Genomic DNA, 15,930 nt, shown 5'->3' with positions numbered 1-15,930 from the left:
GCACCCGGCCCGCGCCCCGGTTCAATGGAAAGCCATTTCCACGGCAATCGACCGATGCTGCGTCGGGTGCCGCTTCTGCGCCTTCCGCCCGATCAGAAAGGCGACGGCGGAGACGAGGCTCGCCGCGCCGCAGACGGTCGCGAGCGCGATGCCGACGCTGGCCGGCCCCGCGATGCCCGTAGCGACGATGCTGACCAGGCTCGGCGACAGGCCGGCGCTGAGCAATATCTGCACCACCGCAAGTACCGAGACGGAGAAGCCCCGCAATTCGTTGGGCAGCAGCACCGTGATCAGCGTCAGCGAGACAGAGATGATCATGCTGCCGATCAGCAGGAAGGCGGTCAGACAGACGCTCGCGAGCGCCGATCCCGGCGCGACCGCGAACAGCCCCAGCAACGCGCTTGCGCCGGCAAGCAGGGCCAGCAGCGACATAACGCGCACGGCCCCGCCCGACGCCAGGGAACGATCGGCCGCCAGTCCACCGAAAATCGGGCCGAGCAGGCCGCCGACGATCAGCGCGATTCCCATCACGCCATTGGCGGCCGCCGCGCTCATGCCGAAGGAGCGCGACAAGGTGGGCACCACCCAGACCAGGGTGGCGCCATCGGCGACGCTGATCGCCACGACACCGCCGAACAGCGGCAGGAGGATCCGGCGGAATGCCCACAGCTCGGCGGCCGAGACGAGCAGGGTGGGCCGCTCCTGCGCAATCTCCATGCGCGGCTGCTCGCGCAGCAGCAGCGAGAGCAGGAAGACCAGGAGCAGTGGTATGCTCATCACCAGCACGCCCGATCGCCACAGGTCGGCCGCCGGCAGGATCATGATCAGCGCCCCACCCGCCGCGAAGGCGACAGCCATGCCACCCACCTGCGAAATGCCGTAGATCATGCTGCCGCGCCCGCGCCGGGACGGCGGGAACAGGTCGGCCAGCAGCGACGGTACCGTGATCGACACCGCCGCCGTCGAAAACCCGATCAGGGCGCGCGCCGCGAACAACAGGATCAGGCTGTCGCTCAGCGCCGTGACCAGTGTTCCGGCGAAACTCAGCAGGCAGAAGATCGCCAGCAGCCGGGTCCGGTTGAACCGGTCGACCAACAGCCCGACCGGAATCCCGCCGATGACGGCCGGAACCGCCATCGCCGACCCGAGCAGCAGCGCGATCTGGTTGTCGCTCAACCCTGTCCCGGCCTGCAGCGATTCCTGCAACGAATTGAGCGTCATGCGACAGAAGAAGGACGAAGCAACGATCAGCGCGAGCAGGGCCAGTATCGCCTTCCGCCCGGCCACTCGCTGCGGCGGCCAGACCGGTTCGGGCGATGCGCGATGGGAGGGTCTGGCCATGCGAATATTCCCTGATCGGCGGATCGTCCGCCCGTTTCCTCGAACGAAGCGGCCGCGAGCGGCTCCCGTCGATCCGCCCGCGGCCCAGTGCCGCATGTCATCAAAACGGCCCGCGGCATCCGACAAGCGCCCCGCGCGGGGCGCTTGTCGGCCTGTGGATCATCGATATCGGAAGGCGAGCGAGACGCCGTAGGTGACCGGCTGGCCCATGTAGCGAACCACGGCATCCTGCACATAGGTGGCGGCCGAGTAATAATAGGTGTTGGTGACGTTGCGTCCCCAGATCGAGGCGCGCCACTTCCCGTCCTCGGCCTCGATGCCGGCGCGCAGGTCGAGCCGCGCATAGGCCTTGGTCTTGAACAGGGCCAATTCGCCGAACTGGCTATAGGTCTTGCTCTGAGAACTGACATTGCCGCCGAGGAAGGCATTCACCCGCTCGCTGACCGGCCACTTATGTTCGATGTCCCCGGTGAACTGCCACTTCGGCGTGTTGGGGAAAGCCTGTCCATCGAAGTCGCCCAGCGTGCCGAACGGATCGACATTCACGAAGGAACTGGCGACCTTCGAGCTGATATAGGTGCCCGCCACCGACAGCTTCAGCCCAGTCACCGGCGCGGCGGTGATCTCCAGCTCGGCGCCGTTGACCCGCGACTTCGGGATATTCAGCAGCCGCAGGACGTTACCGACCCCCGGCAGCACCACGCTGCCCAGCACCTGCTTGTTCTTATAGTCATAGTGGAAGATCGCGCCGTTGAGCTGCAGGGCACGGTTGAACAGGCCCGCCTTGAAGCCGCCCTCGACGGCGAGCACCGATTCCTGGGTGACCGGGTTGAACGAGAGATAGCTGTTGGCGGGCACGATCGGGAAGCTGCCGGCCTTATAGCCCTTGCTGACATTGCCGTAGAGCAGCACGTGCGGCGCCAGGGTCCACTGGACACCCGCGCGCCAGGAGAAATTGTCCTGCTTCAGGGTCGAGCGGACGATGCCCGCCGTCCCGGTCTCTGTCACGGTGAAGCACTGGCCGGTGAGGACCGGCGAGCCGTTGAGCACGGTGAAGATCGTCGCTGCCACGCCATCGCCGCTGTCAGCGGCACAACCGGTGAACTTGGTGCGGAAATCGGTGTAGCGTCCGCCGGCATAGACGTTGATCGCGTCGGTCAGGTCATAGTCGACAGTGGCGAAGATCGCCTTGGTGGTCGAATCCTGGTTGGTCGTCGTCGTGAAGGTGACCGGCAGCGGAGCACCGAACAGACCCGAGAATAAGTTGGATACCGAGGAAACCGGGCTGAAGGTCGGATTGACCTCGCTGGTGTCGTCGTCGGCATAGTTGGCGCCAATCGTGAAATGCCCGCGATCCGCGATCGATCCGGACAGGCGGACTTCCTGCGAGATCGAACGAAGCCTGCCGATCGTCTGGAAATAGTTGTTGTTCACCGTCGTGCCGTCGAGGTCAACGAGCTGGTTCTCGCTGTAGCGGCTGTAGGAGGTCAGCGAGGTGAGCGTCAGCGCGTCGGCCAGATCATAGTCGACGCGGAAGTTCGCCTGGATGAAGTCGTTGTCCTTGCGATAGCTCTTGTCGGTATCGAAGTCGGCGGCGCGCGCATTGTGGGGCGCGACGGGATAGGCGGCCAGTTCCGGCACCGGCGCTGGCGTGGTCGGCCGATAGGCGATGAACTGCTGCGCCTGGGTGTCCGAATGGTCGATCCAGCGATTAAGGGTGAAGCTGGTCTTCAGCGTATCGCTGGGCGTCCAGTCGAGCGTCAGGCGGCCGTTCCAGAAGTCCTGTACGCCGAGCTTTTGGTCGGTGGTGTAGCTCTTCTGCCAAGCGTCCATGCCGTCATGTTGGACCGCGAGGCGCGCGCTGAGAGTGGAACTGATCGGCCCGCTCACAAAGCCGCCGATCTGATGCGCATTGAAACGGCCATAGCTGACGTCCGCGCCGGCCTGCAGGTCGCTGGTCGGCTTCGCCGCGATGAAGTTGATCGCGCCGCCGGTGGAATTGGTGCCGAACAGCGTGCCCTGCGGCCCTTTCAGGATTTCGACCCGCTCGAGGTCGAGGGCAACGCCGCGCGCCTCGCTGCTGAACGGCAGCGGTGCCTGATCGGTATAGACCGTTACAGTGGGACGGCCGGCCAGCGCGATGTCGCTGAAGCCGATGCCGCGCACCGTATAGACCGGCGTGCCGACGCCCGAGTCCGCATAGGTGAGGCCCGGGGTGATCTTCACCAGGTCGCGCACCTGCACGACGCCGACGCTGCGAAGCTGCTCGCCGGTCGCGGCGGTAATCGACATCGGGACCTTGTTTATATTCTCCTCGCGCTTCTGCGCGGTCACCACGATCTCGTTGAAACCCGAGTCCGCCGGGGCGGTCGTCTGGGCCAGAGCCGGCTGAACGGAAAGCAGCGTCGCGACGCTGAGTACGGACGAGCCAACCAGATAACGCTTGGACTTCATTCTTGTATCCCCCTTCTCGACGCGTTCCACGGCACGGTTCCCCTGCCCACCCATGGCTGAATGCCCGACTGCGACCGTGCGTTTCGAAGGAACGTCTCGGCCGGTGAAGCGAGGTGCGCAGTCATGAAGTTATCATATATGTTTCTATCGTCAAGTTGTCATATATCTCTTGTCTATCGACGAGCCTTCGTCGCATATTCGCCGCAAGCATCGGGGTGTCGGCACGCGGGTTTCGACGGCGACTCGCGCCCGGCATCGACAGGCGGAGAATATTATGAAGCAGGCATGGGTTAACGAGTTCGGGCCACCCGAAACGCTGCGAATCGTCGACGTGCCGGAGCCCGTTCCAGCCGCCGGTCAGGCGTTGATCGAGATCGAAACGATCGGGCTGGGCTATATGGACATCGCGGCCCGTCGCGGCGAAAGTTATCTGGCATCATCGCCGGGTTTCGCACCGGGATATGAGATCGCCGGGACCGTGACCACCCTCGGCGCCGGCGTCGATCCGTCGTGGCTCGGCCGGCGGGTCTTCGCGATCCTTCGCCGGGGCGGCGGCTGCGCCGAGCGCCTGGCCCTGCCGGTCGAGGAACTCATCACCTTGCCCGACGCGATATCCTGCGAGGACGCGGTTGCCGCCGGGCTCAACGCGCTCGTCGCGCAAGGTGCGATTGCCCGGCTGCCGATCGCCGGGGGCACGCATGTCCTCGTGCGCGGAGCGGGCGGCGGGATCGGCTTGATGTGCGTCCAATATGCGGCGCTGCGCGGTGGCAGCGTCGTCGCCAGCGCCTCGTCGAAGGAGCGCGGCGAACACCTTCTCGCGCTGGGCGCCTCGTCGATCTGGAACCGGCTCGACGGCGATCTGGACGGCCCGGAAGCGTTCGACGTCATCGTCGACACGATCATCGGACCCGACCTCCCCGGCTTCTTCGACAAGCTCGGCAACAACGCCCATTATCTCTTCTGCGGCGGCGTGGGCGGATTGCCGCCCGCCGACTTCGGCATGAAGCTGATCGAGCATTTCCACAGTTCGCCGACCGTGCACGCCTTCAGCCTGAACTCGGCTTCGATCGAGCAGGTCGCAGCCGAGGCGGCGATCCTGTTAGCGCATATGGCGGCCAGGCGGATATCGCCGGTTGTCGACAGCATCATGCCCATGGCGGACATCGTCGCGGCGCATCGCAAGCTGGACGCCGGCCAGGCTTTCGGCAAGATCATCCTCCGGCCGAATGGCGGGGCATGACATCGCCTTCAACGACAGTCGATCACCTCTTCCTACAGGAACCAGGACTATGACAGACGCCAAATTGCCGTTCGGCCTTCATGACCGGGTTGCCATCGTCACGGGCGCGGGGCGCGGCATCGGCCGGGAGATTGCCCGCGTCTTCGCGCGCGCCGGCGCCCATGTTGTCGTCGCCACCCGCACCGCCGGGCCGGGCGAGGAAACCGTCCGGCTGATAGAGGCGGAGGGCGGCAGCGCCCGACTGATGGCCGTCGACCTCGCTCACCGCGCCGAGGCCGTTTCGCTGGTCGAGGAGACCGCCCGCCAGTTTGGCCGTATCGACATCGTGGTGCACAATGCCGGCGTCTTCCCCTTCGTCACCGTCGACGACATTTCCGACGAGGATCTGGAGAACACGCTCAACGTCAACCTGAAGGCCGCCTTCTGGCTGACCAAGGCCGCCGCGCCGATGCTGCGCGCCGCGCCGTCACCGCGCCTGCTGTTCACCTCCTCGCTCAGTGGCCCGCGCTTCTCGGCCGCGACCATGGTCCATTACGGCGCGTCCAAGGCCGGCCTCAACGGGTTCATCAAGGGCGCGGCGATCGAATATGGGCCCGATCGCATCACCGTGAACGGCGTCGAACCCGGCGCGATCCTGACCGACGCGACCCGGGCGATGGGCGGCCCTGAACAGCGAGCCACCGTGGCCGCGGCGATCCCGGCCGGCCGGCTCGGCGAGCCCGAAGACATCGCCTATGCCATGCTCTTCCTGGCGTCGGATCAGGCCAGCTACATCACCGGGCAGACCATCGTCGTCGATGGCGGCATTTCGATTCGGGTGCCCGTCTGATGACCGGGGACAACAAGGCCGGAACGGAAACCGTCTGGTTCGACGACTTTACCACCGGCTTCCACACTGGCTCCAATGGCAGCCCCGCAAACTGGAAGCCGCTCGAAGTGGGCGCCTTCCGTCCCGCCGACGCCCTCATTACCACCGGCGGGGACGGCCTCGCCGTCATTCCGAAGGGCGTCCACCCGCAATCCCGCGAACCGGCCTTTACCCAGACCCGCGCGCCGGCCCCGCCAGATGCCGAAATCCCCGGCGTGCTGGACCATGTCAAATGGTTCGTGTCGGTCGACCGGACATCCTCCGGCGGTCTACCCGGCTTCGACACCCCGTCCGGCAAGACGATCCACGTCGAAACGCTGATGAGCGGCCGCACCTATGGCACCGAAGGCCACCCGTTCGGAGATGCGGTCGCCGACCCGCTCAACGACATCCGGCTGGCCGCGCCAGCCATGTTCAACCTCGATCAGGAATCCAACATCGTCTTCGGATTCTTCCTGACGAACCGCGGCATCTTCGCCGCCTATGAACGCGCGCCCTTCGCCCGCGAGATCTTCGGCCACTACGCCGCTTTCTCTTTCGGCCTGCAGGTCGGCGCACGTGCGCCCAACGACTGGCACCGCCTCGCCATTTCTTATGATCGCGATGCCAACACCGCGCGCTGGTTCGTCGACGACAGGCTCGTGCTCAAAATCGACCGGGTCGGGCGCCGGCTCGATCGTCGCCACATGGTCATCGACGTCGGCGGCGAGGAACAGGAGGTTCGGCTCAACCAGCTCCAATGCGGCTTCGGCCTTTACACGCTGCTGGACGGATCGCTCAACGGCGGACCCGGCCTCGTCGACCTCTACGGCTACCCCATGTTCTTCGACACGGCACGCGGCGAGCCCCACCAGCAAGACTATGTCGATCGGGACAGCCGACCGACCAGCCGGCTGTTCGGCCAGGGTGCGGGACTGAAAAGCCGCTGGCATTCGGTCTCCTATCGCTAAGCTGGCCGATCGCACGAAATCCGCGCCTTTCGAACCAACATATATGACGTCTTTCAGGAAGGGATGCCCGGCATGACTGCCCGCAAATTTCGATCTGAGATCATCCGCGACGGGGTGGTCCGCACGACCACGCGCAGTTTCCTCTACGCCTTGGGCGAGGATGACGAGGACCTGCGGCAGCCGCATGTCGCCGTAATCCACACCGGCGGCGAGATGAGCCCGTGCAACACCACGCTGCGTGATCAGGCGCTCCATGCCAAGACGGGCATCTATGCGGGCGGCGGCACGGCTCATGAATGTCCCGTGGTGTCGGTGTCGGACGGTCTGTCAGTGGCGCATTCGGGCATGCGTTTCTCGCTGATCTCGCGCGAACTGATCGCCGACAGCGTTGAGGCGACCGTTCGGGGCCATCAATGGGATGGCATCCTCGCGGTCGGCGGCTGCGACAAGAATATGCCTGGCCTGATGATGGGCATCGTCCGCTGCAACGTGCCTTCTGTATTCCTCTATGGCGGGGCGGCCCTGCCCGGCCATCTCGGCGGGCGCGACGTCAACATCGTCGACACCTATGAGATGATCGGCCGGGTACTGGCAGGCGAGGCGACCCAGGCGGAACTGGAGGACATGGCCCGCGCCTGCCTTCCCACCGCAGGCGCCTGTGCCGGCCAATACACCGCCAACACCATGGGCATGGTGTCCGAAGCGCTCGGCTTGGCTCTGCTCGGATCCTCTATGATCCCGGCAGTCTATGCCGCCCGCGCCCCGATGGCGCGCAAGGCGGGCAAGCTGCTGATGCGGGCGGTGCTCGGCGGCGGGCCGCTGCCGCGCGACATCGTCACCCGCAAGGCGCTGGAAAATGCCTGCGCCGTGGTCGCCGCCACCGGCGGCTCGACCAACGCGCCGCTTCACCTGCCCGCCATCGCCAACGAAGCCGGTATCGACTTCGATCTCGAGGATGTCGCCGCAGTGCTCGTCCGCACGCCGCTGATCGCCGATTTGAAACCCGGTGGTCGCTTCCTGGCCAAGGACGTGTTCGAGATCGGCGGCGCCCCGGTGATCCTGAAAGCACTGCTCGACGGCGGCCATCTCCACGGCGACTGCCTGACCGTGACCGGACGGACGCTGGCGGAGGATCTGGCCGAGGTCTGCGCACCCGATGGCATCGTGGTCCGCTCCTGCGGCGCCCCGATCGCCCCCTCGGGCGGCGTCACCGTGCTGAAGGGCAATCTGGCGCCGGACGGCGCGCTGCTGAAGACGGCCGGCCTGAAGAAACTCGAACATCGCGGCCCCGCCCGCGTGTTCGAGTCCGAGGAGGAGTGCCTCGCCGCCGTGCGGGCGATGGCCTATGCGGCCGGCGACGTCATCGTGATCCGCAACGAAGGTCCGCGCGGCGGGCCGGGGATGCGCGAGATGCTGGGCATCACTGCGTTGCTCTATGGCCAGGGCATGGGCGAGCGGGTGGCGCTAATCACCGATGGCCGCTTCTCGGGCGCAACGCGCGGCATGTGCATCGGCTATATCTCGCCGGAGGCGGCGAGTGGCGGTCCGATCGGCCTGATCCGCGACGGCGATATCATCGCGATCGATGCGCGCGACAGCAGCGGCATTCTGCTGGTTGAGCTGGATGAAGCCGAGTTCGAGGCGCGCCGCGCCCTGCCCCGCACGGCCCGCGCGCGTCCGAAAGGAGGGGTGCTGGAGAAATATGCGGCGGCCGTTGGCCCGGCGAACAAAGGCGCGGTAACCCACAGCGGCAATGTCGTGTGGGAGATGGACGCGTGACGATAGGCTTCATCGGCCTTGGCGACATGGGCTTGCCGATGGTCCGCCGACTCGCCGCCACCGGCCATGACGTGATCGTCTGGAACCGGAGTAGGGATAAGGCCGAGCAGCTGGCCACCGATGGCGTTCGGATCGCGAACACGCCGGCCGAGGTGGCTGGGGAGGCCGAGCTGATCGGCCTTTGCCTCTTGTCGCATGTCATCGTGGAGCAGATCGCCTTTGGTCCCGGCGGCCTTTTCAGCCACGAAAGTCCCCGCGTCCAGGCGATCGGCGATTTCTCGACCGGCGCGGTGGAGGCGGCGCAGGATTTCGCGCGCCGGGCCGCCGAGCGTGGTATCGACTGGGTCGACGCGCCGGTTAGCGGCGGCGTTCCCGCGGCAACGAACGGACAGCTGATCGTCTTCGCCGGCGGCGAGCAGGCGGCGATCGACCGGCTCGGCCCGCTGTTCGCGCCGCTGTCGGCGCGCGTGACGCGGATGGGCGGGAGCGGTGCCGGGCAGGCGACCAAAATCTGCAACCAGGCGATCGTCGCCGCCAATATGCTGGTGCTCGCCGAGACGATGGCGATGGCCCGGCGCGCGGGGATCAATGTGGAGCACCTGCCCGGCGCACTTGCGGGCGGTTTCGCCGATTCGAGTCCGCTCCAGATCTTCGGGCCGCGCATGGCCACGCATGACTTCGCACCGCGGCTGGGAGCGATTGCGGTCATGGCGAAGGACGCGGGTCTTGCGCACCGCTTCGCGGAACGGTTCGGCGCAAATGCGCCGATCCTGCGCGCGGTGCAGGCGATTTATGCGGGCATCGCCGAGGGCGGCGCGCCCGAGCCCGACGACGACGTCTCCGCATTGATCCGTCTCTATGAGAGGGCCGCGGCATGATCCAGTTCTGGCTCGACCTCTGCAAAGCCACGCTGACGAAGGACGACATGGTCGCCACCATCGAACGCCGCCCCAATGCGCTGGCGCATGTCCAGCTGGCGGGGATTCCATGCCGCCACGAGCTCAAGATCGACGAAATGCGCTATAACGTCGTCGTCGAGCCGCTCGAAGCACTGGGCTACGACCGTTGCCTCGACCGCGAATCTCGGTCGCTGATGGATACCAGCCCCGGGCTCGGCTGGGCTCACCGCTATCTTGCCGGAGCGGTGGCATGAGCGAGACGAAGGTCGTCCTGGTGACTGGCGGCGCGTCGGGAATCGGCGCGGCCACCGTGCGCCATTTCATTGCGCAGGGCTGGAGCGTTGTCGTCAATTACTTCCTCGAAAGCGAAATCGAGGCGGCGGCGGAGCTGGTGGCGGAAGCGATCGCCGCCGGCCGGCAGGGCCTCGCAGTTCGCGGCGATGTCGGCGTCGATGAGGATTGTCGGCGCATGGCCGCCGTGGCCTCCGAACGATTCGGGCGAATCGATGCGCTGATCTGCTGCGCAGGCACGACCCGCATGGTGCCGCTGAACGATCTCGACGCGCTGACCCTCGACGATTTCCAGCTGACTATGACCGTCAACACGGCGGGCCCGTTTTTCAGCGCACGGGCCTGCGCCCCCGCGCTGCGCGCCAGCCGGGGGGCGGTGGTGCTCGTTTCCTCCTATGCCGCACTCACGGGCACCGGATCGTCGGTCGCCTATGCCGCGTCCAAGGGCGCGACCAACACGCTCACCCTTTCCCTGGCGCGGATCCTTGCCCCCGAGGTTCGGGTCAATTCGGTATGCCCCGCCCTCGTTGCCGACGGTTTCGTCCAGCGCATGGACCCGGAGCTTTTCGAACGGCGCGCCGCCGTCCAGCGCGAAGACTCCCCGCTCAAGAAGATCGGCCGCACCGCCGACGTCGCGGCGGACATCCACTGGCTCGTTGCCGGGGCCTCGCTGATGACCGGCGCGGTGCTGGTGCTCGACGCCGGGCTCCATCTTAACATGGACTGAAACATATCATATATGTTGACCTGATCCTGTGCCGCCAGCTAGAGGATCAGCATCTCTTGGACATGCCGGGGCGGCGGCGTCGTTTTTCTCCGTCGCCATGGCAGCCGCCGCGCTGGAGGATGTGTTCGACATGACCGCTACGCAATATTGGCACGCGATGCTGCGGATCTCCGATCCGGAGAAGACGCTTAGATTTTTCGAGCTTCTTGGCCTCAAGCAGATCGACCGCTACGACAATGAGGAAGCCCGCTTCACCCTCTACTTCCTGGCCGTCCCCGGCAATGAGGCCGCCGCCCAGATCGAACTGACCCACAATTGGGACGAGGGCGATTACGGTAAGGGCCGCAATTTCGGTCACCTGTGCTTCTATGTCGACAACATATACGATACCTGCCGCTATCTGTCGGAAGCCGGCGTGGTTATCAACCGGCCGCCGCGCGACGGGGTTATGGCCTTTGTGAAGACGCCCGACGACATCTCGATCGAGCTGGTCCAGGCAGAGAAGAAACCCCTGCCGCCGCAGGAGCCTTGGCTGTCGATGCCCAATCAGGGCAGTTGGTAAGGTGCTGGAGGTCGCCGGCGTCCCGGTCCTTTCGGACAATTATGTCTGGCTGATCCATGATGCGGCGAGCGGCGAGACCGTCGTTGTCGATCCGGCGGTCGACGCGCCCGTCCTTTCGGCAGCGGCGCTGCGGGGATGGCGCATCACGCAGATCTGGAACACTCACTGGCATGACGATCATGTCGCGGGCAATATCGGGATCAAGGCCGCGACCGACTGCCGGATAACGGCACCGGACGATCGCGACCACCCCATCCCCGCCATCGACCGCATCGTCGGCGAGGGCGACCGGGTCGGCATCGGTGCGTTCGAAGGCCAAGTTCTGTCGACCCCCGGCCACACTACAGTCCATTTGACCTATCATTTGCCCGGTGCGGCGATCCTTTTCCCCGGCGACACGCTGTTCGCGCTCGGCTGTGGCCGCCTGTTCGAAGGGACTGCCGATCAAATGTTCGCGAACATGCAGCGGCTGGCGACCCTGCCACCGGAGACGGTGGTCTATTGCGCGCACGAATATACCCAGGACAATGCCCGCTTCGCCGTCACGGTCGAGCCCGATAATGTGAAGCTGGCCGAACGCATGCTGGCGATCGACGCGGCGCGGGAGGCGGGGCGGCCAACCGTACCCTTCAGCATCGCCGCCGAACGCGACACCAACCCTTTCCTGCGTGCATCGAACGTGGCCGAGTTCACGTCGCGCCGGGCCGCCAAGGATGTTTTCCGGGGCTAGACCGGGGCAAAGGAGACGGTGATGATCGACGTCCATTACTGGTCGACCAACAACGGCATCAAGGTCACGATCCTGCTCGAGGAACTCGGCATCCCTTACCGTATCGTGCCGGTGAATCTGGGCCGGGGCGACCAGTTCGCCGACGATTTCCTCGCAATCAGCCCCAATAACCGCATGCCTGCTATCATCGACACCGAACCCAAGGGTGGCGGCGCGCCGCTCAGCGTCTTCGAATCCGCCGCCATCCTCTTCTACCTCGCCGACAAGGAGGGCCGCTTCTGGCCGCAGGACAATGCCCGCGCCCGCTATGAGGTCATGCAATGGGTGGTCTGGCAGGCCGCGAACCAGGGCCCGAAGTTCGGCGAGCGCGGTCATTTCGCGCAGGTGTCGGTCAACGCGGGCGACCAGAGCTATGCGCGCCATCGCTTCGACAATGAGGTCCACCGCCTCTACGGCGTGCTCAACAACCGGCTGTACGACCGGTGCCATGTCGCCGGCGACACCTATACGATCGCCGACATCGCGGCCTATCCCTACACTATGGGATGGAGGCAGCAGGACATCGATCTTGACGAATTTCGCTACGTCAAACGCTGGTTCGAGGAGATTTCGGCCCGCCCCGCCGTGCAGCGCGGCCTTGCCGTGACGGCTGGCCCGCCCGAGGACCCGGCCAGCCTGTCGCCCGAGGAACTCGAACGCCGGCGCGGGATCCTGTTCAACCAGCGCGCCCGACCGGCGCCCTGATCGGCATCGCAGTTTGGCGTTCTTCACCTCCGCCTGAAACAAGCAAAACCGGTATCGAAAGGAAAGTTGATGACATTCGACCAGGAAATCGCGGCCTTCTTCACCATCTATGTGGAAGCCTTCGCCAACAGCGATGCCGATACGATCGCTGAATTGTGGGAGCCGGTCGGCCTGTTCCCCTCACCGACCGGGAACTTCGCCATGGAACGCCAAGCGTTTCGCGACCACGTCGTGACCCTGCTTGATTTCTATCGCCAGCAGGGCGTGGTGACACCGGAGGGCGCACTGCTGTCCGCCATCCGTCTCTATCCGGAGGTCGCCGAGGCCCGCATCGCCTATCGGATGCTGGGCAAAGACGGCGAGACGATCGCCGCGTGGGACCATATCTATATTCTGCGCCGCTCTGACGGCCGCTGGCGTGTAACTCTCACCATCTCTGATGGTGAAATTGCCGCTTGGAAGGAACTTGGTGCGATTTGAGGTGGGACTTCGAACAACCTTCCCAGCATTCATCGCCGGTGAGATCGTACAGCAGCCCGTCGCCGAGCCTTGGCTTTATGTCTCGATCGAAGATGACCTCCTCGTCAGAAATCGTACGTGGCTTGGGCTTCTTGCGATCGCCGCGCCGTTCAAGCAGCTTGCGCTGCCCCCCGCATTGGAGCGCCTCCGCGGCAAGCTGAAGGGCAGTGGTGATGGCGACCGGCAGATGGTCAAGATCCTGACGGCTGCCACGGTCGACGGTCTCGACGCGCTCGAAGCCGCCGCCGCCGAAGCGTTGGCCCAGGGGCTTACGAGCGCCGATGTCGTGCTCAATATCCTGGCCCGGTCACGATCGGCGCCGATGGAGCCCAGCATCGCCACGCCCGAGCATTTGCAGCTCAAGATCGAACCCGTCGCCGATGCGGGCCGATATGATCGGCTGCTGCCCGTGCGGAGGGCCGCATGATGATGGAGCGCCATGAGATTATCGGCATGATGGCCGAGTTGAAGCTTGCCGGCATGCGCCACGCCTACGATGAGGTCATCGCCGACGCCCTCAAGCGTCAGCACCCCGTCCAGCACGTCGTTGGCGACCTGCTGAAGGCTGAGATCGCCGAGAAGCACGCCCGTTCCATCAAGTACCAGATGACCGTTTCCAAGCTGCCGCTCGCCCGCGAGCTCGACGGCTTCGAGTTTACCGGCACGCCGATCAACGAAGGGTTGGTGCGCGACCTTGCCACCGGCAGCTTCCTCGCCAGCCAGCGCAACATCGTGGCTGTAGGTGGCACGGGATCGGGAAAGACCCACCTCAGCATCGCCATTGCTCGCAACTGCATCCGTAGCGGCGCCCGCGCCCGGTTCTACAACACAACCGATCTCGTGAACCTTCTCGAACTGGAGACCCATCAGGTCCGGATCGGCAAGCTCGCCGAACATCTCTCCCGGCTCGACCTGCTGATCCTCGATGAACTGGGATATCTGCCGTTCGCCCGTACCGGCGGGCAGTTGCTGTTCCACCTCGTCAGCCGGCTCTACGAGCGCACCTCGGTCATCGTCACCACCAACCTCGCCTTCGGCGAATGGCCCACCGTCTTCGGCGATGCCAAGATGACCACGGCCCTGCTCGACCGGCTCACGCACCATTGCGACATCATCGAGACCGGCAACGATCGCTGGCGCTTCAAGAACCGCAGCTGAGCCCGCCTATCGACCAAAAGAAGCCGATTGCCGCCGTGGCGGGACACCTCGGGATGAAGCGTTCAGGTCGGTTGATGCCGGGGGCAGCAAACCCCCTACGCGATGTTCAGAAAGATCGCGCCTGCAGCCGGATACTGCCGCCCGGTTCGCGAACGACCGCGAGGTCGAGCGTTGCGGCGAGCTTGTCGGCGAGGCGCGGGTCGCCAAGGCGCATGGTACCCGACACCTTGAGCGCGCCCAGCGCCGGATCGGCCAGTTCGATGCGAGCGCCTGGCGACCGGTTGGCCTCCGCGACAAGCTGGGCAAGCGGCAGGCGCTGCGTCACCACAAGGCCCTCGGTCCAGCGCGCGGTGCCCGCAGGAGCAGCCGTAATGCCTGCGTTCCCTTCCCTTGTCACAATACGCTCGCCCGGGTTCAGCGTCGCAGGCTTCGATGCGTTCGCCGCGCTGACATCGACCACACCTTCCAGAAGCGTCACCTCGGCGCCGGTATCACCCGCCTCGACGTCGAAGACGGTGCCCCGCGCGACGACGCGGCTGCCGGCGGCGAGCACGACGAAGGGCCGCCCGGCATCGTGCGCAACAACAAACCGCGCCCGGCCACGATCCAGCCGGATCCGGCGCTCGGCGTCTGAATATTCCACGGCAAGCGCGCCGCCGCCGTTCAGCAGCACTGACGAGCCGTCAGCGAGCCCCCATGCCCGCCGTTCGTGATCGCCGCTCGCAAGTGCAAGAACGTTTGCCGGGTCCTGTTCGGGCAGCACGGGCGACCCGGCCGACAACAGGCTGACGCCCAGCAGGAGGAGCGCGATCGCCGCGGCGGCTGCCAGTGGTTTCCAGCGCGCGGATGTTTGCCTACCTGCCGGCTGCTCCCGAAGGCTGCTGCGGCCGGCTGTGTTCCAGATCTGCTCGATCTCGCGGTAAACTCTCGCGTTTTCAGGATCAGCGTACCAGAGCTCGAACGCCAGGCGGTCATCCGCGGTGTCGGCGCCGCGCATGCGCGCATACCAGTCGCTTGCCTCGGCGACGCGCGCGTCGCCGTCCACAGACCGGGGCGTCACTCCGCTTGGCCCAGTTCGCGGTGAAGCGCGCGCAGCGCGAGCGAAATATGCTTCTCGACGGTCTTGACGCAAACGCCCATGCGCGCCGCGATCTCGGGGTAGGTCAGCTCCTCGAAGCGATGGGCCATGAAAATCTCGCGCGTTCGTGCAGGGAGCACCAGAATAGCAGCATCTATACGGCGAAGCATATCCCGTGCTTCGAGTCTGGCGAGCGCGTTCTCCGTCCCGGGAATTTCCTCAATACTTACGGAGGATCGATCTCCTCTCCGTGCCTGCTGCCGCGCCGTATCGCGCAGCAAGTTACAGGCAATACGCGTCAGATAGGCGCGCGGCTCGTCAAGGACATGATTGCCTGCAGAACGGCCGAGAAAACGTGCAAAAACGCTCTGGACGAGGTCCTGCACCGCGTCTGCCTGTCTGGTTCGGCGCCCGAACAAACGACGCAGGCGCGGCGCCTCTTCGCGGTAAAGCGCCGCGACGTCGGGCGCTTTCGCCTCAGCAACACGCGCATGAAATTCGTCATCGGCGGGATCTGCTGAACTCCAGAGATTCAGCTGCATCGAACCACCCCGCAGCCGGCTTCCCGCCCGCCTTCCTTGCTCTCCCGC

At 65.5% G+C, this 15,930-nt stretch carries 16 protein-coding genes and 1 pseudogene; 13 read left to right on the top strand and 4 right to left on the bottom strand.

Annotated elements, in window-relative coordinates:
* Nucleotides 1-21: 21 nt before the first annotated feature.
* The gene (locus tag AAC014_RS10560) at nucleotides 22-1,341 is read right to left on the bottom strand and encodes an MFS transporter (protein ID WP_339708102.1); all 1,320 of its coding nucleotides are present in this window, start codon (nucleotides 1,339-1,341) and stop codon (nucleotides 22-24) included.
* A 159-nt stretch (nucleotides 1,342-1,500) separates the two neighbouring features.
* Nucleotides 1,501-3,825, bottom strand: a complete 2,325-nt coding sequence (locus AAC014_RS10555; RefSeq protein WP_339708099.1) for a TonB-dependent receptor — start codon at nucleotides 3,823-3,825, stop codon at nucleotides 1,501-1,503.
* A 244-nt stretch (nucleotides 3,826-4,069) separates the two neighbouring features.
* Here AAC014_RS10555 and AAC014_RS10550 point away from each other — a divergent pair, with 244 nt between their 5' ends.
* The 13 genes and pseudogenes from AAC014_RS10550 (at nucleotide 4,070) to istB (ending at nucleotide 14,262) form a co-directional block, all read left to right on the top strand.
* Complete coding sequence (locus AAC014_RS10550; protein ID WP_339708097.1) at nucleotides 4,070-5,035, top strand: zinc-dependent alcohol dehydrogenase family protein; 966 nt, start codon at nucleotides 4,070-4,072, stop codon at nucleotides 5,033-5,035.
* Between the two features lie 49 nt (nucleotides 5,036-5,084).
* Nucleotides 5,085-5,864 carry an SDR family oxidoreductase gene (locus AAC014_RS10545; RefSeq protein ID WP_339708094.1) on the top strand — a complete coding sequence of 260 codons (780 nt, stop codon included), beginning with the start codon at nucleotides 5,085-5,087 and terminating at the stop codon, nucleotides 5,862-5,864.
* Complete coding sequence (locus AAC014_RS10540; RefSeq protein WP_339708091.1) at nucleotides 5,864-6,853, top strand: DUF6081 family protein; 990 nt, start codon at nucleotides 5,864-5,866, stop codon at nucleotides 6,851-6,853. The genes AAC014_RS10545 and AAC014_RS10540 overlap by 1 nt, the downstream gene beginning before the upstream one ends.
* Before the next feature lie 72 nt (nucleotides 6,854-6,925).
* Nucleotides 6,926-8,632 carry a dihydroxy-acid dehydratase gene (gene ilvD, locus AAC014_RS10535; RefSeq protein WP_339708088.1) on the top strand — a complete coding sequence of 569 codons (1,707 nt, stop codon included), beginning with the start codon at nucleotides 6,926-6,928 and terminating at the stop codon, nucleotides 8,630-8,632.
* Nucleotides 8,629-9,510, top strand: coding sequence for an NAD(P)-dependent oxidoreductase (locus AAC014_RS10530; protein ID WP_339708085.1), 882 nt, complete (start codon nucleotides 8,629-8,631; stop codon nucleotides 9,508-9,510). Before ilvD ends, AAC014_RS10530 begins: the two co-directional genes overlap by 4 nt.
* A complete protein-coding gene (locus AAC014_RS10525; RefSeq protein ID WP_339708082.1) occupies nucleotides 9,507-9,785 on the top strand; it encodes a hypothetical protein in 279 nt (92 codons plus the stop codon). The genes AAC014_RS10530 and AAC014_RS10525 overlap by 4 nt, the downstream gene beginning before the upstream one ends.
* Nucleotides 9,782-10,549 (top strand): SDR family oxidoreductase, encoded by a 768-nt coding sequence (locus AAC014_RS10520; RefSeq protein ID WP_339708079.1) that lies wholly within the window; start codon nucleotides 9,782-9,784, stop codon nucleotides 10,547-10,549. The genes AAC014_RS10525 and AAC014_RS10520 overlap by 4 nt, the downstream gene beginning before the upstream one ends.
* Before the next feature lie 97 nt (nucleotides 10,550-10,646).
* Entirely contained in the window at nucleotides 10,647-11,111 is a 465-nt protein-coding gene (locus AAC014_RS10515) for a VOC family protein (protein ID WP_339708076.1), read from the top strand.
* 1 nt (nucleotide 11,112) lies between these two features.
* Nucleotides 11,113-11,841: a hydroxyacylglutathione hydrolase gene (gloB, locus tag AAC014_RS10510; RefSeq protein ID WP_339708073.1), complete on the top strand. Its 729-nt coding sequence runs from the start codon at nucleotides 11,113-11,115 to the stop codon at nucleotides 11,839-11,841.
* 21 nt (nucleotides 11,842-11,862) lie between these two features.
* On the top strand, nucleotides 11,863-12,585 hold the full coding sequence (locus AAC014_RS10505; protein ID WP_339708070.1) for a glutathione binding-like protein: 723 nt from the start codon (nucleotides 11,863-11,865) through the stop codon (nucleotides 12,583-12,585).
* A gap of 69 nt (nucleotides 12,586-12,654) precedes the next feature.
* On the top strand, nucleotides 12,655-13,065 hold the full coding sequence (locus AAC014_RS10500; RefSeq protein WP_339708067.1) for a hypothetical protein: 411 nt from the start codon (nucleotides 12,655-12,657) through the stop codon (nucleotides 13,063-13,065).
* A 142-nt stretch (nucleotides 13,066-13,207) separates the two neighbouring features.
* Nucleotides 13,208-13,531 (top strand): annotated as a pseudogene (locus AAC014_RS10495) (IS21 family transposase); the annotation flags it as partial.
* A complete protein-coding gene (gene istB, locus AAC014_RS10490) occupies nucleotides 13,531-14,262 on the top strand; it encodes an IS21-like element helper ATPase IstB (protein ID WP_339708695.1) in 732 nt (243 codons plus the stop codon). The pseudogene AAC014_RS10495 and the gene istB, both read left to right, overlap by 1 nt.
* Nucleotides 14,263-14,368: 106 nt before the next feature.
* Here the strand turns inward: istB and AAC014_RS10485 are convergent, their stop codons facing one another.
* Together AAC014_RS10485 and AAC014_RS10480 are read right to left on the bottom strand one after the other, a co-directional pair.
* Entirely contained in the window at nucleotides 14,369-15,322 is a 954-nt protein-coding gene (locus AAC014_RS10485) for a FecR domain-containing protein (RefSeq protein ID WP_339708064.1), read from the bottom strand.
* Nucleotides 15,319-15,882 carry a sigma-70 family RNA polymerase sigma factor gene (locus AAC014_RS10480; RefSeq protein WP_339708061.1) on the bottom strand — a complete coding sequence of 188 codons (564 nt, stop codon included), beginning with the start codon at nucleotides 15,880-15,882 and terminating at the stop codon, nucleotides 15,319-15,321. Before AAC014_RS10480 ends, AAC014_RS10485 begins: the two co-directional genes overlap by 4 nt.
* Nucleotides 15,883-15,930 lie beyond the last annotated feature (48 nt).

It is taken from the genome of uncultured Sphingosinicella sp., from assembly GCF_963974575.1.
GTDB lineage: Bacteria > Pseudomonadota > Alphaproteobacteria > Sphingomonadales > Sphingomonadaceae > Sphingosinicella.
The sequence above is the reverse complement of the archived record's forward strand: the minus strand, read 5'-3'. Positions and strand labels throughout refer to the sequence as shown.